This is a genomic window from Pseudomonas sp. JL2 (assembly GCF_031570495.1).
Taxonomy (GTDB): domain Bacteria; phylum Pseudomonadota; class Gammaproteobacteria; order Pseudomonadales; family Pseudomonadaceae; genus Aquipseudomonas; species Aquipseudomonas rhizophila.
This window is the reverse complement of the sequence record NZ_JAKUDH010000002.1, coordinates 350,391-376,469: the sequence shown is the minus strand read 5'-3', so window position 1 is coordinate 376,469 and position 26,079 is coordinate 350,391. Positions and strand designations below refer to the sequence as shown.

Genomic DNA, 26,079 nt, shown 5'->3' with positions numbered 1-26,079 from the left:
GATCAAACCCGGAAGTGACTCACCATCATCTGCAATTGATTACCCAAACGTGCCAGTTCAACACTGGACGCTGCGGTTTCTTCGCTGGCGGCGGCGGTCTGTTCGGACACGTCGCGTACGTTGATGATGCTGCGGCTGATCTCCTCGGCCACGGCGCTTTGCTCTTCGGCGGCGGCAGCGATCTGCTGGTTCATCGACTGGATGTTCGACACCGTGCGGGTGATGTTTTCCAGTGATACACCGGCCTTGCGGGTCAGGGCTACGCTGCTGTCGGTGAGGCTGCGGCTGTTGTTCATCACGGCGGCCACTTGTAGGGTGCCGTTCTGCAGGCCGGCCACCAGGCCTTCGATTTCCTCGGTGGACTTTTGTGTGCGCTGGGCCAGGCCACGGACTTCGTCGGCAACCACCGCGAAGCCACGACCGGCTTCACCGGCGCGCGCCGCTTCGATTGCCGCGTTCAGGGCCAACAGGTTGGTTTGTTCGGCGACGGCCTTGATCACGTCCATGACACTGCCGATCTTGTCGCTTTCCTGTTGCAGCACGGTCATGGCGTCGGTGGAGCGCTCCACTTCACTGGCCAGGCGCTCGATCTGGGCGATGGCTTCGTTGACCACCTGGTCGCCGGCACGGGCTTCACCGTCTGCCGCGGCGGCTGCCTGGGATGCCTCTTCGGCGTTGCGGGCAACTTCCTGAACCGTGGCGGTCATCTCGTGCATGGCGGTCGCCACCTGATCGGTCTCGACTTTCTGGCTGTTGACGCCGGCGCTGGTCTGCTCGGTTACTGCGGACAATTGTTCGGCAGCACTGGCGATCTGGGTCACGCCATCACGGATGCCGCTGATCAGATCGCGCAGGGTCACGCCCATGCGTGCGATGCCCTGTTGCAGTACGCCCAGCTCATCGCGACGGGTAACGATGAGGTTGTGCGAGAGGTCGCCACTGGCAATGCGATCGACCACGGCCAGGGTTTCGCGCAGCGGTCGGGTGATCTGGCGAGTGATGATGACCGCCGCGATGATGCCTACCAGCAACGCCAACAACGTGCTGACCAGTTGCAGGGTGCGGGCCTGGGCGCTTTCGGCATCGCGACGGTCGAGCTGGATCTGATACAGCTGTTCGCTCAGGGAAACGATGGTCGTGCCCTGGTCGGTCATTTCCTTGCGAGCCTGCGCCGCCTCGGCAATGGCCAGGGTGAAAGCCTGGACGGAGCTGCGGTATTGAGTCAGGGCAGCTTCGAGCTGACGCAGCTCACCTTGCCGGGTGCTGGCGAAATACGCATTCAGCGGTTGGAGCGAAGCGAGGGCGGCATCCAGTTGGGCGACGGCCTTGCGTTCGTTTTCGGGGTTGCTGTTGGCGGTGTAGCCGCGCACTTCATAGCGGGCCAACATGAACGCCTGCTTGGCCTCGGTGATGGCCTGGTACTGTTCCAGGCGCTGGTCGCTCGAGAGCATTTGCTGAACGTCGGTATTGATCGTCTCGATCAGCTGGTAAGCGGTCCCGGCGTTGGCGGTCATCGCGTCGCGGGCGGTGTTGGCGCTGCGGTAGGCGTTGCGCATTTTGTTCAGGGACACCTGATAGGCGCTGATCGTCGCGCTCTGCTCCTTGAGCAGCTTGACGTTTTCCGGGCTCTTGAAGCTGCTCAGCAGCGCGTTCTGTTGTGCAACGAAACTATCGAGGGTGGTTTGCACATTCTGTGCGGCGGTCTCGTCGCCATTGGTGAGCATGTATTGCAGGCGCACGACCCGAAGCTTGGTCAAGCCGGCATTGAGCTTGGTGATGTCGCTCATCCAGTTGCTGCGGTCGATCAGCCCTCCCAGGCTGGTCCAACTGGTCAGTGCCAGGACGCAGGTCAGTACCAGCACCAGGCCAAAGCCCAGGCCCAGTTTCATGTTGACGCTAATGTTGCCAAACCAGCTATTCATCATATTCCTCCAGGAACGTTGTGCTGCTTGATCGTCGGTACGCTGGAAGATTGTTGTTTTTGAGCCAGCTAAAACGTGTAACAGGGCTGTATCGGCTGCCGACTCTGGATCTGAAAGGATTTTTTTGGAGTGTCAGGCATTCGCTGGAGAACTTGCTGCGCGCCTCAGGGTTATCCTGAATTCCAGGCAAAAAAAAGCCCGCGGGAGGGCGGGCTAAAACCTTAGTTTCTTGAATGAGCGAGGGGACTTTACCCAATCACGCGAACGCGTGGGGTGAAGAAAAGTTCATGAGAGGCGGGTGGCAATGAGCAGAGAACGAAGCCCTCAACCTGGATCAGATTGAGGGCTTCTCTCAGCGCCTGACAACCTCACCTCAGATCAAACCGATCCAGGTTCATCACCTTGACCCACGCCGCGATGAAGTCGCTGACGAACTGCTCCTGCGCATCTGCGCTGGCATACACTTCGGCCAGGGCCCGTAGTTGGGCGTTGGAGCCGAAGACCAGATCGACACGAGTGCCGGTCCATTTGACCTGACCGGTCTTGCGGTCGCGGGCTTCGAACGTTTGCTGGTCGTCTGAGAGCGGTTTCCATTCCACGCCCATGTCCAGCAGGTTGACGAAGAAGTCGTTGGTCAACGCACCTGGCCGTTGGGTGAAAACCCCATGCCGGGTTTGGCCGACATTGGTATCGAGTACGCGCAGGCCGCCGATCAGTGCGGTCATTTCCGGTGCACTGAGGGTCAGCAGTTGCGCCTTGTCGATCAACAGTGCCTCGGCGGATACGCTATACCTGCCCTTGAGGTAGTTGCGAAAGCCATCGGCGATGGGTTCAAGAAAGCCGAACGACTCGACGTCGGTCTGCTCCTGGCTGGCGTCCATGCGCCCCGGCGAAAAAGGCACCGTCACGCTGAGCCCGGCATTCTTCGCCGCCTGTTCAATGCCGGCGCTGCCAGCCAGCACGATCAGGTCCGCCAGGGAGATTTTTTTACCACCGGACTGGGCCCCGTTGAACTCGTCCCGGATTTTTTCGAGAGTCGCCAGCACCTGCGCCAATTGTTCCGGCTGGTTGGCCGGCCAATCTTTCTGCGGGGCCAGACGCAGCCGGCCACCGTTGGCACCGCCGCGCTTGTCGGAGCCACGGAAGCTGGACGCGGCCGCCCAGGCGGTGGACACCAGTTGTGAAACCGACAGGCCCGAGGCCAACAGTTTGCTTTTAAGGGACGCGATGTCGCTGTCGTTGACCAGGGCATGGTCCACTGCCGGGATAGGGTCCTGCCAGAGCAGCTCTTCGTTGGGCAGCTCCGGGCCGAGGTAGCGCGAGAGCGGGCCCATATCGCGGTGGATCAGCTTGAACCAGGCCCGGGCGAAGGCGTCGGCCAATTGGTCCGGGTTCTCCAGGAAGCGCCGTGAGATTTTTTCGTAGATCGGGTCGAAGCGCAGCGCCAGGTCGGTGGTCAGCATGGTTGGATTACGCCGCTTGGACGGATCGTGGGCGTCTGGGATGATGCCCGCGCCAGCACCGTTTTTCGGTGTCCACTGATGCGCACCGGCCGGGCTCTTGGTCAGCTCCCACTCAAACCCGAACAGATTCTCCAGATAATTGTTGCTCCAGCGGGTGGGCGTGGTGGTCCAGGTCACTTCCAGACCACTGGTGATGGTATCGGGGCCTTTGCCGGTGCCGAATGCGTTCTTCCAGCCCAGGCCCTGTTGTTCCAGGCCGGCGGCTTCAGGCTCGGCGCCGACATTGTCCGCAGGCCCTGCGCCGTGGGTCTTGCCAAAGGCATGGCCGCCGGCAATCAGGGCCACGGTTTCTTCATCGTTCATCGCCATGCGGCCAAAGGTTTCGCGGATATCCAGCCCCGCAGCGACCGGGTCCGGTTGACCCTCGGGGCCTTCCGGGTTGACGTAGATCAGCCCCATCTGCACGGCGGCCAGCGGGTTCTCCAGATTGCGCCCCAGATCGGTACGGCTTTCTTCATTGCCCGGCTCGGCCACCAGTTGTCCTTCGCCGGGATCTTGCATCGCGGCTTTATCCGGCTTGCCGTAGCGGGTGTCGCCGCCTAACCATTTGTTTTCGGAACCCCAGTAGACGTCTTCGTCCGGCTCCCAGACGTCGGGACGACCGCCGGAAAAACCGAAGGTCTTGAAGCCCATGGATTCCAGCGCGACGTTGCCGGTGAGCACGATCAGGTCGGCCCAGGATATGTTGCGACCGTACTTCTGCTTGATCGGCCATAACAGCCGCCGCGCCTTGTCGAGACTGACGTTGTCCGGCCAGCTGTTCAGTGGCGCAAAACGCTGCTGGCCGGAGCCAGCGCCACCGCGCCCGTCGCCGGTGCGGTAAGTGCCGGCGCTGTGCCAGGCCATGCGGACAAAGAGCGGCCCGTAGTGCCCGAAGTCCGCCGGCCACCAGTCTTGGGAGTCGGTCATCAACGCATTCAGGTCATTTTTCAGGGCCTGGAAATCCAGGCTTTTGAATGCTTCGGCGTAGTTGAAATCCTCGCCCATGGGGTCGGACAGCGGGGAGTGTTGGTGCAGGATTTTCAGATTCAGCTGGTTGGGCCACCAGTCACGGTTCGTGGTGCCACCACCCGCAGCATGATTGAACGGGCATTTCGATTCGTTTGCCATGAGGAGCTACCTTGGTCGTATTCATCCAGCTATCCAGCCCGCGCGGGCTCTATAGCGACAGGTGAAAATCAATACGTAGATGCAGGGCTCACAGTTCGCTCATTGATCGTTCGGCCTTCCGGCAATCGACGTCGATTGCCCGCATCGTGGCCCACGGCAAGCCCAGTACGTTTCGAACGCTTTCGTATCTCTTATCAGGTCTGATCCGGCCAGCTTACGCTGGCGCTGAATCAAGGCTAGTCCTTCTGTGGCAGATCGCTAATAGCCGCAGTATTAATGGTTAATAGGCAGATTCTTTTACCCGGCTTGCCGGTCGAGGCAGATGATAAGGCCAGCGCTTGGTTACGGGAGAGGACCGGACCATGAACGAACGCCCCCGCAGCACGGCCATCCACGAAGCCGGCCACGCCTTGGCTTTTTGGTGGAACGGCCAGCCTATAAAACGCGTCACCGTACGCACCCGGGCTGAAGCCCGCGCGGGACCGATGTTCGACCTGCTCGGTCACCCGCAACACGCCGAAGGGTTAGTGGAGGCCGATTACCTCGTCCTGCGCCCGGCCTTCACCGCCCGGGGAATTGCTGAATATTTGCCATCGATGGTCGACTTTATTGAGCGCGACCTGATCCATTGCTTTTCAGGGCCTGTGGCCGAAGCGATCTACCGACATCGCCAATCCGACCGGCTGTTCCGAAGCAGTGGCCGCGCAGACCTCGTCCGCGGGCATGAACTGATCAGCCTGCTGCCCCCACGCCTGTTGCTCGACGCCGAATCCCGAGCCATCGCCCGTAGCAGTTGCCTTGTGCATCGTTACTGGTTTGCCGTCCGCGCGGTGGCGGACCTTTTGCAGGAGCAGGGGGCGATCGAGGGAGAGACCGTCGCCGCACTGCTGCACGAGATTACTGGGGAGGCGCCGGTGCGGTTGGGGAATGAGGTCAGGAGCCTTGATGCTTGAGTTGTAGCGGATGATGTAAAAGCTTGGTGATGCCGGGGTTTGTGGGGGAGCGTTGGCTGTGGCAAGCGGCAACCGAGCGGCTTACCATGCCAAGTAGAGGCCAAGGGAGCGAACTCATGCAAACGCTCAAAGTTGCAATCGCCGGATTCGGCGGCGTCGGACGTGCCACAGCCGACCTGCTCCTGTCCCGACACGAGCGCTATCGCCAGGTTTACGGCGTGGACGTTAGCCTGGTCGCGGTGTGCGGATCACGTGCAGGCCTGGCTGACGCGAACGGCCTGCACCCGCATCAGTTGAATGCACTGCAGGCGGGTCTTTCAGGGCCGGATTTCGTGATGGCGAGCGGCGCAGACGTTCTTATCGAGGCAGGGCCGAGCGATTTTCGCAGCGGCGAGCCGGGTCTTGCCTACCTTCGTACGGCGCTGTCGGCCGGTCTGGACTGCATCGTTATATCGAAGGGCGCTCTGGTCCACAGCGGGCGACAATTGCGCGAACTCGCGCAGGCCTCGGGGGCGATGCTCAAACTCAGTGGTGCAGCCGCTGCCGCCCTGCCGACACTCGATCTTCTCGACCACAGCCTGGCCGGCTGCAAGGTGCTCGCCCTCGAGGGCATCCTCAACGCCACGACCAACTACCTGCTTGACGCCATGAGCACACAGGGCCTCAGCTTCGATGCGGCGTTGCGTGAAGCGCAGGCAGGAGGGTTCGCCGAAGCTGACCCGCGCAACGACACGGAAGGCTGGGATACCGCGTGCAAGCTCCTGCTACTGGCCAACTTCGGTCTTGGTGCCGATCTGACGATGGACGACCTGGTGGTCGAAGGTATTCAGTCGGTCACGGCAGAGCGCATCGAGGCGTGGCGCGAGAGGGGGCTCGTTCCCAAGCTGATCGCCAGCCTCACCTGCGCAGACGGTGTTATCCGCGCCAGCGTCGGCATCAAGGCCTATCCGCTGTCCGACCCGTTCGCCCACGTCAGCGCAAAGAGCAAAGCGATCCGTATCAGCAGCGACGCAATGGGCGAGACGCTGGCAATCGGCTGTGGCGCTGAGCCGATCGCCACCGCAGCGGCCGCGCTGAAGGACCTCGAACACATCCTCATGGCCAGGACTGCTCGGTACTCATCTCTTTCGCAACCCCCATCCTGACCCTGCGTACCTTGCCACTGTGCCGCAATCAGGCCTTCTCCCATGGGCCAAACGTACTCGGTCTGCAGTTTTTCATCCCGAAGTCCGTGGCGCACGATTCGAGCACTGGTTACTGGGGCATGCGAGTGGGCTGGCCACGTCAGGCATGGACCCTGTCAAGAAGGGCCCGTAGAAACCAACGGCCCTAAAGCCACACATTCACCGCATAAATGTTCCAGAACCGTAAGCCTGTCCAATTCGCAGGCATCCGCTCTGGAGATAGTACCCATGGCTTTCAGCAAGATTGAGGGACTGAGGGCCTACTAAAAATTGGCCTATCTACGACATCGCCATGACTGCAGCACTGCGTTTACGCCATGGCGATCATCAGCATTCACGCGCGAACACACCAGGTGATTGAAATGACCAATCCAAAACTCGAAGTGCTGACACCAAGCAATTGCCAAGTGATCTTCATCGATCAACAGCCGCAAATGGCATTTGGGGTACAAAGCATTGATCGGCAGACATTGAAGAACAACACCGTGGGCCTGGCCAAGGCCGCGAAGATTTTCTCTATTCCAACCATCATCACCACGGTCGAAACAGAAAGCTTTTCGGGTCATACCTATCCGGAATTACTGGCCGTTTTTCCTGAGGCACCGATCCTTGAGCGTACCTCGATGAACTCCTGGGACGACCAGAAAGTACGCGATGCGCTGAAAAAGAATGGCCGTAACAAGGTGATCGTCTCTGGCTTGTGGACCGAAGTCTGCAATACGACTTTCGCACTGTCCGCGATGCATGATGCCGGCTATGAAATTTATATGGTGGCCGATGCCTCTGGCGGTACCAGCCAAGCTGCGCACGATTACTCCATGCAACGCATGATTCAGGCTGGAGTTGTCCCAGTGACCTGGCAGCAAGTTCTGCTGGAGTGGCAGCGTGACTGGAAGAACCGCGATACCTACGACGCCGTTATGGCATTGGTCAAAGAGCACTCTGGCGCATATGGCATGGGCGTCGACTACGCCTACACCATGGTGCACAAGGCTCCTGAGCGGGTAACACACGGGCCGACGCTGGAGCCTGTTGCGGCGAAGATCTGACCTCTGTCGGGTCGGCACTATAGGTCGACCCGACTTCAAATCAGTTCGGGTCTACCCGCCGTAACGGAGCTGGCTGGATTCGAGTGATCGCCAGGCGCCTGGCTCAACCCACAACGCCACGAGGAATGATCATGAGTGAAGATCTGTCAGACAAAGGCCGTCGCCGGTTTCTCGCTACCAGCTCCGTTCTCGGAGCCGCGGGAGCACTCTGGTCTGCCCTGCCTTTTGCCGGCTCCGCCGGCAGCTCTTTCGCCAACCCTGCGGGAGGTTCCATGGAAGCCGATCTGATTCTTTACAACGGCCGTCTGCACACCGTGGATCGTGAAAACCCGCAAGCAACAGCTGTGGCCATTAAGGACGGAAAGTTCATTGCCGTGGGCAGCGACGCAGAGGCCATGGCGGTCCGCGGTGATGCGACCCAGGTTGTCGACTTGCAAAAGCGTACGGTGATCCCAGGTCTCAATGACTCGCACCTGCACCTGATCCGTGGTGGCCTGAATTACAACCTGGAACTGCGCTGGGAGGGTGTTCCATCTCTCGCTGACGCGTTGCGGATGCTCAAGGATCAGGCTGATCGCACGCCTGCTCCGCAGTGGGTTCGGGTCGTGGGGGGCTGGAATGAATTCCAGTTTGCCGAGCGTCGCCTGCCTACCCTGGACGAATTGAACAAGGCCGCACCAGATACGCCGGTATTCGTTCTGCACCTTTATGACCGCGCCCTCCTGAATCGGGCGGCACTGCGCGTTGTCGGCTATACCCGCGATACGCCTAATCCGCCGGGCGGAGAGATTGTCCGCGACAGCAATGGCGATCCCACCGGCATGCTGGTAGCCAAACCCAACGCGATGATTCTCTATTCGACCTTGGCCAAGGGGCCAAAGCTGCCGCTGGAATACCAGGTCAACTCGACACGCCAGTTCATGCGCGAACTCAACCGCCTTGGCGTGACCAGTGCCATCGATGCTGGTGGTGGTTTTCAGAACTATCCGGACGACTATGAAGTGGTCCGCGAGCTGGCCAAGCACAACCAGTTGAGCGTGCGCATCGCCTACAACCTGTTCACCCAGAAACCCAAGGAAGAGCTGACCGACTTCAAGAACTGGAGCGCCATGGTCAAGCCTGGCGATGGCGATAACTTCTTCCGGCACAACGGTGCCGGTGAAATGCTGGTGTTCTCTGCCGCAGACTTCGAAGACTTCCTCGAACCTCGGCCAGACCTTGCGCCGACTATGGAGCAGGACCTGGAACCCGTGGTCCGTCACTTGGTCGAGCAGCGCTGGCCGTTCCGGCTGCACGCGACCTACGACGAATCCATTTCGCGAATGCTCGATGTGTTCGAGCGAGTCAATCGCGACATTCCGTTCAATGGCCTGCCATGGTTCTTCGATCATGCTGAAACCATCAGTCCGAAGAACATCGAGCGGGTACGCGCCCTTGGCGGTGGCATTGCCATTCAGGACCGCATGGCCTTCCAAGGCGAGTATTTCGTCGACCGCTACGGCAGCAAGGCCGCCGAACAGACCCCGCCAATTCAACGCATGCTGGCTGAAGGCGTTCCAGTTGGTGCAGGGACTGATGCAACTCGCGTCTCCAGCTACAACCCCTGGACCTCGCTTTATTGGCTGGTCAGCGGCCGAACCGTTGGAGGGCTGGAGCTGTACCCCAACGGCCTTTCGCGTGACACCGCCCTGCAGCTCTTTACCCATGGCAGTGCCTGGTTTTCGTCAGAGCAAGGCAAGAAGGGCCAGATCAAGGTCGGGCAACTGGCCGACCTCACGGCCCTGTCGGCGGACTTCTTCAGTGTCGAGGAAGAGGCGATCAAGTGGATCGAGTCGGTGCTGACCGTCGTCGACGGCAAAGTGGTCTACGGCGCCGCGGAATTCGACCAGCTGTCGCCGCCGAGCCTGCCGGTCATGCCGGACTGGTCACCGGTTGCCAAGGTCCCCGGCCACTGGCGTCCCGCTTCACCGCTGCTGACTCAGGTGCATCAATGCTCAGGCCCTTGCGCGGTGCATGCGCATAGCCATGACAAGGTGCGTCGGTCATCCGTACCCGTCAGTAACTACCAAGGTTTCTGGGGTGCCTTCGGCTGCTCCTGTTTCGCTTTCTGAACATGGACACGACTATCGAAAAGCGCTCCCCTTGGAGCGCGCTGCGCCATAGCACTTTCCGCTGGCTATGGCTGGCCAGCATTGCCTCCAACATCGGCACTTGGATGCACGAAGTAGGGGCCGGCTGGTTGATGACGACGCTGTCAGCCAGCCCCATGCACGTTGCCTTGGTGCAGGTTGCAGGCTCCGCGCCGATGTTCTTTCTTGCTCTTCCAGCGGGAGCCATGGCCGACATCGTCGACAAGCGTCGCTACCTGCTTATGGTGCAAGTGTGGATGGCCGCGGTGGCGATGCTCCTGGCTCTGCTCACGCTAAACGGCATGATGACCGTCGCGCTGCTGCTCCTCCTGACCCTGAGCATGGGCGTGGGGACTGCACTGATGATGCCGGCCTGGTCAGCTTTGACGCCCGAACTGGTCGACAAGCGCGACCTCGGTTCGGCCATCGCCCTGTCCAGCCTTGGCATCAACGTCGCCCGGGCCATCGGACCGGCAATTGCCGGGGTACTGGTCAGCCTCACCGGCCCCTGGGCCACCTTCGCGCTGAACGCCGTATCGTTCCTCGCGGTGATGGCGGTGCTATATACCTGGAAGCGCGAGCAGACACCTGCGTTGTTCCCGGCGGAACGGCTGCTCGGTGCCATGCGCGCAGGCTGGCGCTACAGCCGCAGCTCCCAGCCGTTGCAAGCGGTGCTGGTGCGGTCGGCGGCGTTCTTCGTCGGTGCCAGTGCCGGCATGTCGCTGCTGCCGCTGATCGTACGCGCTGAACTGAACGGCAGCGCCAGCGATTTCGGTCTGCTGCTCGGCAGTGTCGGCGTCGGTGCAGTGCTCGGCGCTACTTTACTGCCGCGCATCCGTGATGCGGTGAACCCCGATCACCTGGTGGCCGGCTCCAGCCTGCTCTACGCCCTGGTGCTTTGCGCGCTGGCCGGGGTGCGCAACCTGTACTGGCTTATACCGGTGATGATGATCAGTGGCGCGGCCTGGATCGCCGTGTTGTCGAGCCTGCAAATGGCAGCACAGACTTCCGTACCCAACTGGGTGCGGGCGCGGGCACTGTCGGTATACATCCTGGTGTTCTTCGGCAGCATGGCGGCCGGCGGCGCGCTGTGGGGCTTCGTCGCCAGCCACCTGTCGATCAGCCTCACCCTGCTGATCGCTGGCGGGGTTCTGCTGGTGGGCATCGTACTGACCCTGCACTTCCATTTGCCGGTCACCGAGACCGAAGACCTGGCCCCGTCCCTGCACTGGCCTGCACCGATCCTTGCCGATGACCAGGACCAGGAACGCGGTCCAGTGATGGTCACCCTTGAGTATCAAGTCGACCCGTCGCAGGCAGAACAGTTTCGCCTTGCCATGCAGGATGTACGCAGCATGCGAATGCGCAATGGTGCCTTTTCCTGGGGGCTGGTCCAGGACAGTGAGCATCAGCAACGTTGGCTGGAGTTTTTCTTTGATGAGTCCTGGCTTGAACATCTGCGCCACCACGGCCGGGTAACCCGTGCCGAACAACGCATCGAGGCTGCGGCTCGCCAGTTCCAAGCGGTCGGGGTCGCCATACGCATTCATCACTACCTGGCCCCCACTAAGTCCCACACCTGAGCGCATTCACAAAGGAGTCAACGCATGAACTGCAATGACATGCGCAAGGTGGGTCTCAATCTGCTGATTCTTATTGGGGCGTTGATGCACGAGCGCAATCTCACTCGCGCCTCGGAAAAACGCTTCTTATGGGATCAGGGATGAATACAACCGTGCTATTCATACATGGCGAATGGCTGTCTGCCGCCGCCTGGGATAATTTCTCCAGTCGCTATCGGGCATGCGGCTACACCTGTATTGCGCCACCTTGGCCCTTATCGGAGGGGCCGCCAGAGAGGCTGCGCAGCGCGCCACATACCGATTTCCCACGGCTTGGGATCAGACAAATTATTGAGCACTATGCAGCGCTGATTCGGCGCATGCCTCAGCCGCCCTTGCTGATTGGCCACTCGCTGGGCGGTCTGCTCGTTCAGATGCTGTTGGATCGTGGTCTTGGCTGTGCCGGCATTGCGATTGCAGCGATACCCCCTCGCGGGGTAATACCGCGCTTGAGCGTTCTCTCCAGGGCGATACCCATGCGCATGGCTTGGGGCAGTTGGAAGCGAGTCATGTATTTTCCGCTACCAGAATTTACCCAACAATTTTCCCAGGCTATGGCGATCCAGGATATTTCGCTGCTATATGCAAACCATATCGTGCCAGCACCGGGGCGGATTTTCTTTGAAGCGGCTTTCGGTATTGGCACCTATGTCGATTTTGCCAATGACCGCAGAGCACCGCTGCTGTTGATCGCCGCCGAGAACGATCACAGCGTAGGGCCATGCGTGGTGACCTCGAACTATCGGCACTACAACCGCTCTGCGGCCAGCACCTCGCTCAAGTGCTTTGCCGGGTACAGCCATTGGCTCATCACCGAACCAGGTTGGGAGCAAGTAGCTGACTACACAATTGAATGGGCGCAAACTCAGCTGGGTCGTTTTTGATTTTTTTCAGGTTCGCGCGGTGATTAGCGTATTGGGATCTTACCCAACCAAACAGCAGTTGCTCACCCCAGGAAATCGCTGGCGCACATGCACGGCGTTGGCAATCCATATGCTGTTGGTTTGCCTGCCATGGTTCAGTACGACGGCAACGGCCTCCGACTACTTACTGGACACGCTGGAGCACCACCGTTGGACCGTCGCTGATGAGGGACCTAGCCAGGTAGGGGCTTTGGCCCAGACCCGAGACGGTTATCTCTGGCTCGGAACCAACGATTCGCTCTATCGCTTTGATGGTCTGGACTTCGCGCGCTATACCCCGCCAGACGGTAACCCGCTTGGCATCATTTCCGTACTCAAGGCGGAGGATGAGGGCCTGTGGGCCGGTCTCCGTACTGGGGGCATAAGCCTGATCACCGACACGGGCATAACCACTTACCCAGTCAGCGCTGGGTTGCCTGGCGGAGTGGTCTATAGCATCGCCAAGGATCACAGGGGCGCAGTCTGGATCGCAGCAAATGATGGTTTGGCACGGTTTGACGGTAACGCCTGGCAACGTATCGGTACCGACTGGAACTTTCCGGGACGACATGCCCGCGCGGTACTCCTCGACCGCGATGGAACGCTATGGGCAGCCAATGAAGATCGCCTGTTCTACCTGCCGTCGGGTGCCCGAGCGTTTGTCGATGCAGGCATTGCGGTTGGTTGGGTGAGTCAAATGGCTCAGGCTCCAGATGGGGCCATCTGGATGGCCGAACGATATGGCGGTTCGCTGCGCCGAATCGTGCCAAGCGAAGGCGATGCGGCGACCCAGGTGACCGTAATCGACGGTGCTAATGGTTTGTTATTCGACAGTGCCGGGGCGATATGGGTGGGTACCAGCGGTAAGGGCGTTCGCTATGTGCCAGCCTCTGCCAGCCGCAACGCGCTATCGATAACTGACGCCTTCGATCACCAAGAAGCGTTTATGGCCAAGGATGGCTTGAGTGCAGATAACGTTCTTCCAATACTCGAAGATGTCGACGGCAATATTTGGGTGGGCACTAGCGCCGGACTAGACCGTTTTCGGCCAAGTGCTATGGTCTCGGCCGCATTTCCACACAACGCCCAGAATTTCGCATTGGTTGCCGGTGCGGCAGGCAGCGTCTGGGCAGGTACCAGCAACCTACCTGCAATGCGCCTGAGCAGTACGGGGTTGACCACTCTGGATATACCGGCACCGATTAGTAATGCCTTTGGTGATGCTAACGGTGATATCTGGATGGCTGGCAGCAACGGTATCTGGCGTGCGCAAGGAGACAAAATCGAGCGGGTTGCCTCATTGCCAACTCAGGATGCGCTTGACTCAGCCGTACGCGCGATGACTCTCGATCGGGCGGGTGACCTGTGGGTTTCGATCAACCGCAAAGGGTTGTTCGTTCTTCGAGACGGACGTTGGTCAATCGTTGCCCCGCCTAATGCTGATCCAAGCCAGTTAATGCCTGTCAGCGCTACCACTGATCCTCTTGGCAGGCTCTGGTTCGGCTACCGTAATAACCTGATTGTGACTCACGACGGCAAGGTACAACGACACTGGGGGGCGGACGAAGGCTTAAAGGTTGGTCATGTCACCGCGATGCTACATCAGGGCCATCTCACCTGGGTTGGTGGCCAGCGTGGAGTGGCCTTCTTCGATGGTGAGCGCTTCCACAGCCTTCATCTACCAGACAATGGACTGTTCGACAATATCTACGCGATTCTAGCCGTACCTCCCAGAGAACCTGAAGGCGACGGTAGCTATGATCTCTGGCTCCACGGCAAAGCCGGGGTTTATCAGTTGACCGCTCGTGAATTAAAGCGCGCCATCGCTGACCCGCTATATCAAATAAGTTACCGCAGCTATGAGGTGATTGGTGGCCTGGCCAACGACCCCCACCAAGTACTCCCATTACCCACCGCAGTGCGTAGTACGGATGGACGTCTATGGTTTAGCACCAGTAAGGGCGTGACCTGGATCGATCCAACTCGCTACGTGCAGAGTAAAGCCGCCCCCAAGGTAGTTATCCAATCATTCAATGTCGATGGTAAGGAACCCCCACCCAGTGAGTTGTCACGGCTGGGAGCAGAGCCAAGAAGCATCGAAATCTCTTACACAGCGCTCAGCCTCTCAGGTATGCAAGGCTTGCACTTTCGCTATTTGTTGGAGGGGTTCGACACAGACTGGCAGCAGGCGGGTTCAAAACGTAGCGCCATCTATACGGGGCTCGGCCCCGGAGATTATAGGTTCCGCGTATTAGCCTCCAATCAGGATGGGCTACTGAGCACCGAAGAGGCCGTGCTGAGCTTCAGTATTCGACCCGTTTTCTACCACACCCCACTGTTTATCGTATTGAGCGGTCTAGCAGTGGTAAGCGTTTTGTGGATGCTGCATCGCTTCAATATTCGCCGTTCAGCCCAGAATCTGCGGGACCGCCTCGAGGAGCGACACGCCGAGCGCGAGCGAATCGCCCGTGAACTGCATGACACCCTACTCCAGGGTGTGCAGGGCCTTATGTTGAGTTTCCAAGCCGCCACTGAGCAAATCCCCAGTACTCATCCGGCTCGAGGCAGAATGGAGAGAGCGCTAGACCGCGCAGATCAGGTTTTGGTGGAGGCACGAGAGCGGGTGAATAATCTGCGTGATCTGAACGAGCCTGCTCTGAACCTGATTGATGCATTTGCCGCTGTCACGAGTGAGCTGCAGCTAGAAGGCAGTACGCGCTTTACCCTGAGCAGCCACGGCACGCCACTGCCGCTGCACCCTATAGTCGGTGAAGAAAGCTACCGGATAGGCTGTGAAGCGATCATGAACGCCTTTCGACATGCCAATGCGCAGAACGTGGAAATCCAGATCGTCTACACCAAACACGCATTTCAGCTGAGCGTTGGCGATAATGGTAGCGGCATCAACCCACAGTATCTGCCGCCCAATATCCGCCCCAATCACTGGGGCTTACACGGCATGCTGGAGCGGGCCGAAAAAATCGGCGGACGGCTGTCTATTCAAAGAGGAGCCCACAGTGGCACTGAAATTCAACTGACTGTACCCGCGGCAACGGCCTATCGACGTATCCCGCGACGACTTAGCCAGTGGCTACGTGTATTGACCCAATTGAGGCCCTGAGTGTGCACCCAGAGAATGAACAGATACGCGTGCTGGTCGTCGATGACCACCCTCTGCTGCGCGAGGGTATAGCCGCCGTCCTTGAAGCCCAATCAGACATAGCGCTGGTCGGCGAGGCGACCAATGGGTACGAAGCGCTTCAGCTATTTCGCTTGCTGCGCCCGGACGTCACCCTGATGGATCTACAAATGCCCGAGATGGATGGCATCGAGGCGATTCATGCCATCCGCGCCGAGTTTCCTTGCGCACGCATTGCCATTCTGACCACCTATCGGGGTGATGTACGGGCATTACATGCGATCAAGGCGGGAGCTATCGGCTACTTATTGAAAAGTAGTCTACGCAAGGAGTTGCTGGATGCCATCCGCTCTATTGCTGCAGGCAACAACCATTTCCCGGCAGAGATAGCTGTTGAACTGGCTGATCACCTAAGCCACGACTGCCTGACCGCTCGTGAAATCCAAGTTCTGCAATGTGTGGCAATGGGTAAACCCAACAAGCAAATCGCCGCGGAACTCATGATCACGGAAGACACCATCAAGGGGCATTTAAGAAATATCATGGACAAGTTGGGTGCCAGCAATCGCACCCATGCTGTCACTCTCGGCATTCAGCGCGGCATCATCACTGTGTAATACCCCACTTTTGAGGGGGGCGCGCGCCCCCCATTGTTGTCTTATGTGCGATCAGTGCACGGCGTAGCATGGCGCCATGGACATAAAGATCCACAGTGGAGCACCGCCATGCGTGCCACCTTGCATGCCGTTACCCCGGCAACTGCAGTAGACAGCCAGACTCAGCGCTGTATTTCCGACGAGGCTTATGACGGCGTCATGCAATTGCTTAGAGATGCTCAAGCGCACCTGAGCATTGACCGTGACTCAGCCTGCCTATGCCTGACCCGCGCCCTGGTCAAGTTGCAAAAGAGCGATAGTCAGTTAAAAAGCCGTCATGGCTGCCTATCCAGTTGGCAAACTAAACGGGTGGTTGACTACATCGACGCTAACCTCGACTCATCAATACGCACAAATCAGCTGGCTGCTGTTCTCAGCCTGAGTGTCAGTTACTTCTCGCATGCTTTCAAAAATACCTTTGGTGTAACGCCGCTGGTCTACGTCGCACGTCGTCGCATCGAGTCTGCGCGTCAGATCATGCTCACGACCGACTCCTCGATGACCGACATCGCCCACAGCCACGGATTCTGTGACCAATCCCATTTCATCCGTACCTTCCGCCGCCAGATCGGGGTTACACCTCAGGCCTGGCGACGTTTGTGCGATGCCGGGTTATACGAGGAACAGACCAGTTCCACCCCCAGAACACTGGCCATTGTCAGGGCCTCAGCGTGCAACGCATAGCGCAGGGCTATCCCCTCGGATATCGAAGCGCAGGGGCTTGCCGCCAGCGCTCATCCAAATTGCTGAATTTGAAACAATGAGCCTAGAGGCCTTCGCTGCGGCAGGCGGATGACTGTGAGTTGGAAATCGTATGCCATCAGGGCGAGTACGTTGCTTGTATCGCATCAAAGCTGCACGGCTAGTCGAGCAGCGTCAGAGTGACGACGAGTACGCCGTCGGAGGAGATGGCACGGCCGTCACGGCCGCCGGTGGCTTCTGCATAGGCACGCTAAGCAATGGTTTGAATCGACATACGCCGGCTTTCAAAAAAGCTGAAGGACACCACGAAAAAGATCACCAGCACCACAAATGGAATACGCCTTGGAATACATTTCAAAATGGATCTGCGTGAAGCGCTGTGGAGCTCGATGGCGCTGAAAGCCCCGTATTTACTGGATTTCAGGCACAAAAAAAGACGTCCGTGGACGTCTTTAGATGATGAAGTGGTGGAGCCGGGGGGATTTGAACCCCCGTCCGCCAGTACTCCGCTGTCGGTACTACATGCTTAGCCGTGTCTATTAAGTTAACCCTCAGCGACCCGACGGGCAGGGTGCTTTGGGCGAGTTGTGTAAGTTTTAGCCGATTCGTCCACAACGTACTGCACGGCGATTCCGTTCTATATGACAATCACTTTGGGTTTACGGACATCCCCTGGTGATTGCTGGACCCGAAGGTACCAGAAGGGAAGGGCTAAGGCTGCTTACGCAGCGAGAGCGTATTCCCCGTAGGTTTCGTCATTGGCAACTATAGGAAGTTGCAACAGTGGATTTACGAGTTCTGTTACCAACTCGGCATGCACCTAAAGTTTCGCAACCGGCGTCGAATCCTAAACGGCCCCGAGCCTGTAGCTCCGTGAATCAGCTGGAGCGACAAGCCTGTGCAGTGTACGCCAATACGCGGCTGAGGCCAACCCGAAGGTTGGCCTGACGCGAGGTTACTGCTGATCGCCCTTGTTGTTGTTCTCCAGTTTTTGCAGGGCCTGGGTGGTCAGCGAGATGCAGTTTTCGATGCCTTTCTCGGTGCCTTTGGCCTGCTCGGCCTCGGCTTCGGTCACTTTGGAGTTAACCTCGGTCTTCAAGTCTTCGCTCATTTGTTGAGCGGTGGTCATATTGGTTTCAATTTTTTTTAGCTGGGTATCACAGAGGTTCGTGTCCGCTGCAAACACCGGAGAGGCCAACAGTGCCGCGGAAATGAACAAGCCAGCAAATGCGGTGTGCTTCATGTGGATCTCCTTGAACGTTTGGTCTCGGTGCTGGCGGATGGACGTGGCCAGGCCCGAGTCAATAAAGGGCCCGACGGCGTCGGGCCTATTCAAGTGACTACAGCGAAACGCAGGAATTCGATTTTTCTTCGGGTGCGATGGGGAGCCCCTCAGCGTCGGCGGATTTGGGCCGGGTGACGCGATCCACCAGATACACCAGGCCGTGGTAGTCGATTTCGCCATGGCGCGTCAGACCGATCTCGCAGGTGCGGCTGGTGGAGACGCCTTCGCTGCAATACTGCACCGCGTCCTTGAGGGTTCGTAGTGAGTGGGCGTTGAGCTCCGGTGTGGTGAAGCCTTTGTCTCCGGCAAAACCACAGCAGTGGATGCCTTCGGGGATCACGACTTGCTTGCTGCATTTGCGCGCCAGGTCGATCAGTGCTTGGCTCTCGCCCAAGTGTTGCGTACTGCACGTGACGTGTACGGCAATCGGTGCATCCTGCGGGGTGAATTCGAGACGGTCCATCAAGTGCGTACGAATGAAGCGCACCGGGTCGTACAGGTCCAGTCGAACATTTCCCAGGTCCTGGACCAGGCGCAGCGTGCAAGGGCTGGTGTCGCAGTAGATCGGGTCGATCCCGCCACGGCTGGCGTGGAGCAAGGCGCCGATCAACTCCTGGCGCTTGTGCTCGGCCTGTTCCGCGTAGCCTTTGGATGCGAAAGGCTGGCCGCAGCACAGGCTGTCCACGTTGTCTGGAAAGACCACCTGATAACCGGCTTTTTCCAGCAGTCGTTGGGTTTTTTCGTACAGCGACATCTGTTCTTTGTCACCCGCCGCCGGCGCCATGGCGCGCGACACACACGCGGCTAGATAGACCACGCGCGGGCGTTCGTCGCAGACGGCCGGGCTGAAGCGGATGGCTTTTTCCGGCTGCGGCATGGCGTTGTCCCACTGGGGAACCTGACCCTTCGACAGCCGGGTCAGGCCGGCTGACAGGCGGGCCAGTCGCGGCGCGCCCAGCAGCATTCGGGCACCGTTGGCGACGTGCAGGGTAAAGCGTGCGCCTTGCAGGGCGATGGCGAAATTGCTTGCCAGCCAATCGGCGGTTTTCGTACGCGTTGCGCTGCGGCTACGGAGTTTTTTCACCAGCTCGCCGGTGTTGATGCCGACCGGGCAACGTTGTGCGCATAACCCGGTGGCAGCGCAGGTGTCGATGCCGTGATATTGGTAGGCCGTTTCCAGCGCTGAAGTGTCGATGCCTGCGCGCTTTTTCGCCTGGATGTCCCGCCAGATCACGATGCGCTGGCGCGGGCTTAAGGTCAGGTCTTTGGACGGACAGACCGGCTCGCAGAAGCCGCACTCGATGCACTTGTCCACTATCTCGTCGGCCGCCGGCAGCGGCTTGAGGTGCTTGAGGTGGATTTGTGGATCTTCGCTGAGCACCACGTCCGGGTTGAGGATGCCGTTAGGGTCGAGCAGGCGTTTGAGTTGCCACATCAACTGGTAGGCGTCGCTGCCCCACTCCAGTTCGACGAATGGCGCCATGTTGCGGCCGGTGCCGTGTTCGGCCTTCAACGAACCGCCGAACTCCACCGCCACCAACTGCGCCACGTCATCCATGAATGCTTGATAGCGCGCAACTTCTTCGGCGTTGTTGAAGCCTTGGGTGAAGACGAAATGCAGATTGCCTTCCAGGGCGTGTCCGAAAAGAATCGCCTCGTCGTAGTGATGTTTGTCGAACAACTCGATCAGGCGGTTCACGCCAAGGGCCAGTTGCTCGACCGGGAAGGTCACGTCTTCGATGATCACCGTGGTCCCGGTTTTGCGTACCGCGCCCACCGCAGGGAAAGTGTCTTTGCGGATGGCCCAGAGTCGCGCGTTTTCTCGCGGGTCTTCGGTGAAGTCGACCTGTTTTTCCACAGGGAAACCGGCCAGCGATGCCATGATCCGGGCCAGTTGCTCTTGCAGCAAAGATGACGAAGCCGCGCGGGATTCAATCAGCAGGGCGCAGGCATTTGTCGACAGATGCTGTACGAAATCCGGCATGCCCGGTTTGTCCTGCACCGAACGCAAGCTGCGCCGGTCCAGCAACTCCACCGCCGATACCGGCTGGCTTTTCAACACCGTGACCGCGTTGCAGCAGGTTTCCACGTCCGGGAAGACGATCAGCGCCGAGGCTTTGTTCGGGTGATCGATGACGGTGTTGTAGGTCACCGCGCTGATGAAGCCGAGCGTGCCTTCGGAACCCACCAACAGGTGGCTCAAGATATCCACAGGCTCGTCGTAATCCACCAAGGCATTGAGAGACAGGCCGGTGGTATTTTTCAGACGGTATTTGTGGCGAATTCGAGCCGCCAGTTCGGTGTTGGCGCGGGTCTCGCGGCCAAGGGTTGCCAGACGTTCCAGCAGTTCGCCATGGCTTGTACGAAAAGCCGCCACGCTGGTTTCATCTTCAGTGTCCAGACGGGTGCCATCGGCCAGTACCAGGCGGATGCCAGCGAGGGTGTGATAGGTGTTTTGCGCGGTGCCACAGCACATGCCGCTGGCATTGTTGGCGACGATGCCGCCGATCTTGCAGGCGTTGATCGATGCCGGATCGGGGCCGATCTTGCGGCCGAACGGTGCCAGCCAGGCATTGGCCTGGGCGCCGATCACGCCGGGCTGCAAGCGGATCTGCATGCCTTCTTGGCGAATCTCGCGAGCGTTCCAGTTATCCCCCAGCACGATCAGTACCGAGTCGCTGATGGCTTGCCCGGACAGGCTGGTGCCGGCGGCGCGGAAGGTGACCGGCACCTGGTCGCGTTGGGCCAGTTGCAGCAGTGCTACCACTTCATCTTCGGATTCGACGCGTACCACCAGTTTCGGAATCAGCCGATAGAAACTGGCGTCGGTGCCGAAGGCCAATGTCGACAGCGGGTCGTCGAAACGGCGCTTTGGCGGGATCAACTGCTGTACGTCGCGCAGGAAAGGGGCCGGAAGCGTCATTGGTCCTCCAGAATCAGAACCACCAGATCCTTCGGACCATGGGCGCCATAGGCCAGCACCTGTTCGATGTCGGCCGTCTTGGAGGGCCCCGAGACCAGCAGGGCGTTGGTGGGCATGCCTTGGGCCCAGGCGAATTCCTGTTGCACTTCATAGAAGTTGTCGCGGATTTCGCTGGCCTTGAGCAAAGCAAAATGCACCGGCGGAACCAGGCTCATCAACCGCGGTTCTTCACGCGTCGGCCAGAGAATCAGGCTACCGGTTGCCGCGATGGCACCCAGGGTCCCGGTCAGGCTGGCGGGGGTGTCGTTGAACAGTTCGGCTTTCCATTGCTCGACAGGCCGGTCGTAGGCCTTGAGCGTTGGCAGCTCGGGATTGTTCGCCCAGAACTGTGTGATTTTTTGCCCGTGAGGCGTCGTCGGGGCGATGAGCAGGCTGGGTAATTGACGGTCGCGCAGCAACTGCGCCAGCAGCGCCGGCCAACCTTCGCCAGACGTCAGGTGGATTTCAGTGTGCACCGCTTCCATCAGTTTGCGCAGTTGAGCGATGCGCTCCTCAGGGGCGTAGCGATAGGTTTTCGTCACCAGGTCGACATCGAAGTTGTCGGCCACTGGTGTGGTGCCGGTCAGACTTTTACGCAGCTTGGCGAGGATATTGTCCTTGGCGCTCATCGACGGTCTCCCTGCTGGTTCAGGTGTTCGCGGGCCAGGTCATGCAATGAGCGGGCGGCGGGTTTGGGGGCGCTGTGGTTCTGCGTCCATGGGCCGACGTTGTCGGGCGTCAGGGCGCGCAGGCGCGTGGCGAGGAAAGCGAACAGCCGATACAGGCGCGGCGAACTGTTGAGTCGGGCCCAGGCGTTCCAGATGAAGCGCTCCTTGGGCGAATACTTACTGCCCTGGCCACGCATCACCGGGTTTGGACTGTCCGGTGCCTTGACGTTTTCTTCGCGCAGGCGCCGCAACAGCGCCGGAATTGGAATCTTCACCGGGCACACTTCGCCGCAGGCACCGCACAGTGAAGAGGCGCTTGGGTGGTCCGGCACTTTGGCCAGGCCCACCATGTGCGGCGTGATGATTTTTCCTATAGGCCCCGGGTAAACCTCGCCGTAGGCATGACCACCGATTCGTGTGTAGACCGGGCAATGATTCATGCAGGCGCCGCAACGAATGCAGTTCAGGGTCTGGCGCAGTTCGCTGTCGGCAAATGCCTGGCTGCGCCCGTTGTCCAGCAGGACCAGGTGCACTTGCTGCGGGCCGTCCAGTTCGTCGGCTTTGCGTGGGCCGGAGATCATGTTGACGTAGGTGGTGATCGGCTGACCGAGGGCCGAGCGGGTCAGCAGCGAGAGCAGCGGCACCACGTCCCGTAGGTTCTCCACGACTTTTTCGATGCCGGTCACGGCAATGTGAACCGGTGGCACGGTGGTGGACATCCGCCCATTGCCTTCGTTTTCCACCAGCAGCAACGTGCCGGTTTCGGCCACGGCGAAGTTGACGCCGGATACGCCGATGTCAGCCTCGAAGAATTTCTGCCGCAAGACCTTGCGACCGATCTGAATGAGTTGGTCAACGTCCTTGGTGTACTCCACGCCAAGTTTGTCGTGGAACAAGGACGCGACCTGACCGGCGTTCTTGTGGATCGCCGGCATAATGATGTGTGAAGGCTTCTCGTGGTCGAGCTGGACGATGTATTCCCCCATGTCGGACTCGAGACATTCGATGTCCCGACCCTCGAGGAAATGGTTCATCTCCATCTCTTCGCTGACCATCGATTTGCCCTTGATCACTTGCCGCGCCTCGTGAGCGCGGATGATCGAGAGGACGATGCCATTGGCTTCGTCCACCGTTTCCGCCCAGTGTACTTTCACACCGTTGCGGGTCAGGTTGGTTTCAAGCTGCTCGAGCAGGTCGGGCAACTTCGATAACGCACGAGCGCGGACGGCATTGCCCAGCACTCGCAGATGTTCTCTTTCGTGGGCATCGCTGAAGGACGCTGCCCGCTTGGTCATCAGTGAATCCATCGCTGTGCGAAAGTTGTTTCGCAGTTGCGTGTCGTCCAGCGCCTTGTGGGCCCGGGCGCGAAAATCTTCCTGCACCTCAACGGTTGGAATCAGCGTCGGTGTGCTCATACGACACCCCCGGTGCGCTGCCAGAGGAAGCTCGCCAGGTGCTGCCCGCGTAATGCTTGCTGCTGTTTCTCCAGGGCGCCATTGATATTCATCAGGCAACCGCAGTCGGCACTGACGACCTGGTGCGCGCCGGACTCCTTCAGCGCGCGGGTCTTGTCGGCCACCATCGCGCCGGAAATATCCGGCATGCGAACGCTGAACGTCCCACCAAACCCACAGCATTCACTTTCATGGCTGTGTTCGACGCGCTCCACGTTGTCCAGCTGCGCCAGCAAGGCGCGGCCATGCAAGTGGGTGTTCATTTCCCGTCGTGCCGAGCAGGAGGTGTGCAGCGCGACCTTCACCGGTTCGCCCCTGTCGTTCAACTGCACCTTGCAGACAAACAGCAGAAACTCGGCCAATTCATAGGTTCTGGCCGCCAGGGCCTGGACCTGTTTGAGCGTATCGGGCTCGTCCTTGAACAGGTCGGCATAATGCTCGCGCAGCATGCCGGCACAGGAGCCCGACGGCACCACCACCGGATAATCTCCGGCAAACAACGCCAATTGCGCCCGCGCTACCGTCCGGGCCTGCTCGGTGTAACCGGAGGTGTACGCCGGTTGCCCGCAACAGGTCTGCCCTTGCGGGTAGTCCACCCGTATCCCTTCGCGCTCCAGAAGATGAATCGCATCCATCCCGGCTTCGGGATAGAACAGGTCCACCACGCAGGTTCCGAACAGGTAAACCCGTTCGGGCTTGTTGCTGGGGTACTGCCGAGGCTCGGGCAATGGCGGGGCGACACGGGTCGCATTCGGCACGGCGTTGTAAAAAAGCTCGCTCATCAGGCGTGTCTCCGGGTGGTCCCGGTTATCCGTCCGCTGAGGCTGCTGAATATAGATAAGGAATCTTTCAGCAGCCTTGCAGACCCGGTTATCAATAGCAGACGCCGAATCGTGGTTCGGCGTCGTTCTTTTTCGGTGTTAGCTGTCGTGCTTAGTGCACCAGCATGCCGGTGAACCAGTAGGCCTGGGCCAAGGTGATCAAGCCCACGATCGTTGCAAAGAATAGGCTGTGTTTCAGGGTGAAACGGAACAGATCCGATTCCTTGCCCACCAGGCCGGTCGCAGCGCAGGCCACGGCAATGGACTGTGGCGAAATCATCTTGCCGGTCACACCGCCACTGGTATTGGCTGCGACCAGCAATGTGTCGTTGACGCCGATCTGGTGCGCGGTGGTGGCTTGCAGTGAGCCGAACAGCGCGTTGGACGAGGTATCGGAACCGGTCAGGAATACCCCCAGCCATCCCAGGAAGGGCGAGAAGAACGGGAACGCCGCGCCCGTGCCGGCCAACACCAGGGCCATGGTGGACGACATGCCCGAGAAGTTGGTGACGAAGGCGAACGCCAACACCATGCCAATGGACAGGATAGGCCAACGCAGCTCGTAGAAGGTTTCTTTTAAAGTGGTAAGACCAGTTCTGAGGTTGATCTTCAGCACCAGCATCGAGATCAATGCGGAAAAGAAAATCGCCGTACCGGTGGCGGAAATCGGATCAAGTTTGAAGATCGCCGGGATGGCTGTTGGATTGGTCACGATCGGCGCGACCTTGATCACCATCTGATCCAGGTGCGGGATGGCGAAATTGAACACCCAGCCGTACATCGATCCGCCTGGGGCGAACATCGCCTTGAACGGTTTGAGCGTCCAGATCGTCACCAGCACGGTGAGGATCAGGAACGGTGACCAGGCCTTGAGGATTTCTCCCAGGCTGTAAGGGGAAGCCACGGTGCTGCGTGGCTGGCCGAAACCGCCGACGCTGGCGGTAATGGCTGCGCTGGAGGTGGCGCCGGCAATCTGGGCGCCTGCGGTGCGTTTTGGCTGCCAGATTTTCAGGAACAGGGTCAGGGAAACCAGGCTGGCAAGGGCCGACGTGATGTCCGGCAGTTCCGGGCCGATGAAGTTGGAAGTGAAGTATTGGGTGATGGCGAAGCTCAAGCCTGCCACCAGCGCCGCCGGCCAGGTTTCCCGAACACCGCGCAGGCCATCCATCATGAACACCAGCCAGAACGGTACAAACAGCGACAGCAATGGCAATTGACGGCCCGTCATGGCGCCGATCTTGAACGCGTCGATCCCGGTGACCTGACCGGCCACGATAATCGGAATGCCCAGGGCGCCGAAGGCCACGGGGGCGGTGTTGGCGATCAAGCACAGGCCCGCAGCGTACAGGGGGTTGAAGCCCAGGCCGACCAGCAGCGCCGCGGTAATCGCTACCGGCGCGCCGAAGCCGGCGGCACCTTCCAGAAATGCCCCGAAGCAAAAGCCGATCAACAGCACCTGAAGGCGCTGGTCATCGGTGATCGACAGCACCGAGCTGCGGATCACTTCGAACTGGCCGCTCTTGACGGTCAGTTTGTAGAGAAACACCGCCGCGACGATGATCCAGGCGATAGGCCACAGGCCATAGGCAAAACCATAACCGGCAGCAGCGAACGCCATGTCCGCCGGCATTTGAAACGCGAAGATCGCCACGGCAATCGCCAAGGCCAGGGTGATGCTGCCGGCCACATGTCCCTTGAGGCGAAACACCGCCAGGGCCAGGAAGAAAAATACGATGGGGATGACGGCCGCAAGTGCGGACAAGCCGAGGCTGCCGAGCGGGCTGTAGAGCTGTTGCCAGGTTTGCATAGTGGGTGGGCCCCTAATTGTTGTTGGTCAGGCACTGGTCAGCGATTTTGGATAATTGGTAAGACCAATTTACAAGCGCTGTCGGCTAGGGTAAAAGCCTTGGTTGTCGCATGTCAATTTGCCGCTCTGAAACTTTCGTCGAATGAGTGCGGCCGATGGCATCTGATCTGTGGGTCGAAGTGGCTTCTGGA

The 26,079-nt window shown here is 59.5% G+C and carries 17 protein-coding genes, 1 other RNA gene and 3 pseudogenes; 10 read left to right on the top strand and 11 right to left on the bottom strand.

All coding sequences use genetic code 11. From position 1 onward, the window contains the following. Positions 1-2: 2 nt before the first annotated feature. From MKS85_RS28905 to katG, 3 genes and pseudogenes are all read right to left on the bottom strand, one after another. A complete protein-coding gene (locus MKS85_RS28905; protein ID WP_370695209.1) occupies positions 3-707 on the bottom strand; it encodes a methyl-accepting chemotaxis protein in 705 nt (234 codons plus the stop codon). A 201-nt stretch (positions 708-908) separates the two neighbouring features. Further along, positions 909-1,787, bottom strand: a pseudogene (locus MKS85_RS28900) (methyl-accepting chemotaxis protein); the annotation flags it as partial. A 503-nt stretch (positions 1,788-2,290) separates the two neighbouring features. After that, positions 2,291-4,555: a catalase/peroxidase HPI gene (gene katG, locus MKS85_RS05705; RefSeq protein ID WP_173406531.1), complete on the bottom strand. Its 2,265-nt coding sequence runs from the start codon at positions 4,553-4,555 to the stop codon at positions 2,291-2,293. Between the two features lie 362 nt (positions 4,556-4,917). Here katG and MKS85_RS05700 point away from each other — a divergent pair, with 362 nt between their 5' ends. From MKS85_RS05700 to MKS85_RS05655, 10 genes and pseudogenes are all read left to right on the top strand, one after another. Then, positions 4,918-5,508, top strand: coding sequence for a hypothetical protein (locus MKS85_RS05700; protein ID WP_188251961.1), 591 nt, complete (start codon positions 4,918-4,920; stop codon positions 5,506-5,508). 116 nt (positions 5,509-5,624) lie between these two features. Then, complete coding sequence (locus MKS85_RS05695; RefSeq protein ID WP_107321830.1) at positions 5,625-6,653, top strand: homoserine dehydrogenase; 1,029 nt, start codon at positions 5,625-5,627, stop codon at positions 6,651-6,653. A gap of 401 nt (positions 6,654-7,054) precedes the next feature. Further along, positions 7,055-7,741: a hydrolase gene (locus MKS85_RS05690; RefSeq protein ID WP_047230248.1), complete on the top strand. Its 687-nt coding sequence runs from the start codon at positions 7,055-7,057 to the stop codon at positions 7,739-7,741. Positions 7,742-8,013: 272 nt separating this feature from the next. Then, a complete protein-coding gene (locus MKS85_RS05685) occupies positions 8,014-9,852 on the top strand; it encodes an amidohydrolase (RefSeq protein ID WP_188251962.1) in 1,839 nt (612 codons plus the stop codon). A 2-nt stretch (positions 9,853-9,854) separates the two neighbouring features. Then, positions 9,855-11,453 carry an MFS transporter gene (locus MKS85_RS05680; RefSeq protein WP_188251963.1) on the top strand — a complete coding sequence of 533 codons (1,599 nt, stop codon included), beginning with the start codon at positions 9,855-9,857 and terminating at the stop codon, positions 11,451-11,453. Between the two features lie 24 nt (positions 11,454-11,477). Continuing rightward, a pseudogene (locus MKS85_RS05675) lies at positions 11,478-11,582 on the top strand (LysR family transcriptional regulator); the annotation flags it as partial. A gap of 11 nt (positions 11,583-11,593) precedes the next feature. Continuing rightward, entirely contained in the window at positions 11,594-12,376 is a 783-nt protein-coding gene (locus MKS85_RS05670; RefSeq protein ID WP_188251964.1) for an alpha/beta hydrolase, read from the top strand. Then, a complete protein-coding gene (locus MKS85_RS05665; protein WP_223194511.1) occupies positions 12,342-15,515 on the top strand; it encodes a sensor histidine kinase in 3,174 nt (1,057 codons plus the stop codon). Before MKS85_RS05670 ends, MKS85_RS05665 begins: the two co-directional genes overlap by 35 nt. A gap of 23 nt (positions 15,516-15,538) precedes the next feature. Beyond that, positions 15,539-16,150: a response regulator gene (locus MKS85_RS05660; RefSeq protein WP_409078004.1), complete on the top strand. Its 612-nt coding sequence runs from the start codon at positions 15,539-15,541 to the stop codon at positions 16,148-16,150. Positions 16,151-16,258: 108 nt separating this feature from the next. Then, positions 16,259-16,873, top strand: a complete 615-nt coding sequence (locus tag MKS85_RS05655; protein WP_188251965.1) for an AraC family transcriptional regulator — start codon at positions 16,259-16,261, stop codon at positions 16,871-16,873. 190 nt (positions 16,874-17,063) lie between these two features. Here the strand turns inward: MKS85_RS05655 and MKS85_RS05650 are convergent. The 8 genes and pseudogenes from MKS85_RS05650 to MKS85_RS05615 all read right to left on the bottom strand — a co-directional run. Beyond that, positions 17,064-17,165 (bottom strand): annotated as a pseudogene (locus MKS85_RS05650) (organic hydroperoxide resistance protein); the annotation flags it as partial. Between the two features lie 191 nt (positions 17,166-17,356). After that, positions 17,357-17,750: a transfer-messenger RNA gene (ssrA, locus tag MKS85_RS05645) on the bottom strand. 96 nt (positions 17,751-17,846) lie between these two features. Next, the gene (locus tag MKS85_RS05640) at positions 17,847-18,134 is read right to left on the bottom strand and encodes a hypothetical protein (RefSeq protein WP_188251004.1); all 288 of its coding nucleotides are present in this window, start codon (positions 18,132-18,134) and stop codon (positions 17,847-17,849) included. 97 nt (positions 18,135-18,231) lie between these two features. Further along, positions 18,232-21,099, bottom strand: a complete 2,868-nt coding sequence (locus tag MKS85_RS05635; protein ID WP_188251003.1) for an FAD-binding and (Fe-S)-binding domain-containing protein — start codon at positions 21,097-21,099, stop codon at positions 18,232-18,234. Then, a complete protein-coding gene (locus tag MKS85_RS05630) occupies positions 21,096-21,767 on the bottom strand; it encodes a lactate utilization protein C (protein WP_076383522.1) in 672 nt (223 codons plus the stop codon). The genes MKS85_RS05635 and MKS85_RS05630 overlap by 4 nt, the downstream gene beginning before the upstream one ends. Beyond that, positions 21,764-23,221, bottom strand: a complete 1,458-nt coding sequence (locus MKS85_RS05625) for a LutB/LldF family L-lactate oxidation iron-sulfur protein (RefSeq protein WP_047229077.1) — start codon at positions 23,219-23,221, stop codon at positions 21,764-21,766. The genes MKS85_RS05630 and MKS85_RS05625 overlap by 4 nt, the downstream gene beginning before the upstream one ends. Beyond that, positions 23,218-24,042 (bottom strand): (Fe-S)-binding protein, encoded by an 825-nt coding sequence (locus tag MKS85_RS05620; protein ID WP_188251002.1) that lies wholly within the window; start codon positions 24,040-24,042, stop codon positions 23,218-23,220. Before MKS85_RS05620 ends, MKS85_RS05625 begins: the two co-directional genes overlap by 4 nt. A gap of 151 nt (positions 24,043-24,193) precedes the next feature. Then, positions 24,194-25,888 (bottom strand): lactate permease LctP family transporter, encoded by a 1,695-nt coding sequence (locus tag MKS85_RS05615; protein WP_076383524.1) that lies wholly within the window; start codon positions 25,886-25,888, stop codon positions 24,194-24,196. Positions 25,889-26,079: the final 191 nt, after the last annotated feature.

Bases quoted from the DNA above. Each gene is read 5' to 3' on its own strand.
- MKS85_RS28905 (WP_370695209.1), bottom strand. From the start codon at position 707: ATGACCGCCACGGTTCAGGAAGTTGCCCGCAACGCCGAAGAGGCATCC.
- katG (WP_173406531.1), bottom strand. From the start codon at position 4,555: ATGGCAAACGAATCGAAATGCCCGTTCAATCATGCTGCGGGTGGTGGC.
- MKS85_RS05640 (WP_188251004.1), bottom strand. From the start codon at position 18,134: ATGAAGCACACCGCATTTGCTGGCTTGTTCATTTCCGCGGCACTGTTG.
- MKS85_RS05620 (WP_188251002.1), bottom strand. From the start codon at position 24,042: ATGAGCGAGCTTTTTTACAACGCCGTGCCGAATGCGACCCGTGTCGCC.
- MKS85_RS05635 (WP_188251003.1), bottom strand. From the start codon at position 21,099: ATGACGCTTCCGGCCCCTTTCCTGCGCGACGTACAGCAGTTGATCCCG.
- MKS85_RS05615 (WP_076383524.1), bottom strand. From the start codon at position 25,888: ATGCAAACCTGGCAACAGCTCTACAGCCCGCTCGGCAGCCTCGGCTTG.
- MKS85_RS05680 (WP_188251963.1), top strand. From the start codon at position 9,855: ATGGACACGACTATCGAAAAGCGCTCCCCTTGGAGCGCGCTGCGCCAT.
- MKS85_RS05690 (WP_047230248.1), top strand. From the start codon at position 7,055: ATGACCAATCCAAAACTCGAAGTGCTGACACCAAGCAATTGCCAAGTG.
- MKS85_RS05655 (WP_188251965.1), top strand. From the start codon at position 16,259: ATGCGTGCCACCTTGCATGCCGTTACCCCGGCAACTGCAGTAGACAGC.
- MKS85_RS05695 (WP_107321830.1), top strand. From the start codon at position 5,625: ATGCAAACGCTCAAAGTTGCAATCGCCGGATTCGGCGGCGTCGGACGT.
- MKS85_RS05630 (WP_076383522.1), bottom strand. From the start codon at position 21,767: ATGAGCGCCAAGGACAATATCCTCGCCAAGCTGCGTAAAAGTCTGACC.
- MKS85_RS05625 (WP_047229077.1), bottom strand. From the start codon at position 23,221: ATGAGCACACCGACGCTGATTCCAACCGTTGAGGTGCAGGAAGATTTT.
- MKS85_RS05670 (WP_188251964.1), top strand. From the start codon at position 11,594: ATGAATACAACCGTGCTATTCATACATGGCGAATGGCTGTCTGCCGCC.
- MKS85_RS05685 (WP_188251962.1), top strand. From the start codon at position 8,014: ATGGAAGCCGATCTGATTCTTTACAACGGCCGTCTGCACACCGTGGAT.
- MKS85_RS05700 (WP_188251961.1), top strand. From the start codon at position 4,918: ATGAACGAACGCCCCCGCAGCACGGCCATCCACGAAGCCGGCCACGCC.